The sequence below is a fragment of the Streptomyces odontomachicola genome (genome assembly GCF_039605595.1).
In the GTDB taxonomy this organism is placed as follows: Bacteria; Actinomycetota; Actinomycetes; order Streptomycetales; family Streptomycetaceae; genus Streptomyces.
Window position 1 is genome coordinate 1 of the sequence record NZ_JBCFOK010000048.1, and the last position, 260, is coordinate 260.

The following is a 260-nucleotide window of genomic DNA, read 5'->3' on the forward strand; positions in this document are numbered from 1 at the left end:
GTGATGTTCGGACACGGCGGCACCGCCACCGAACTCCTCGCCGACCACGCCGCCCGCCTCGCCCCGCTCACCGACCGCGACGTCCACGACCTGATCACCTCGCCCCGCTGCGCCCCGCTCCTGTTCGGCTACCGCGGCGGCGGCCCCGTCGACCTGGAGGGCCTGGAACGCCTCCTCCACCAGCTCTCCTCGATGGCCTCCGACCTGCCACAACTCGCCGAGGCCGACCTCAACCCCGTCCTCGCCAGGCCCGACGGCGT

General features: G+C 73.8%; 1 protein-coding gene. It reads left to right on the forward strand.

The annotated features are described in order from the left end of the window. The coding region (locus ABEE00_RS35730; protein WP_345749990.1) for an acetate--CoA ligase family protein at window positions 1-260 on the forward strand (260 nt) is incomplete at both ends.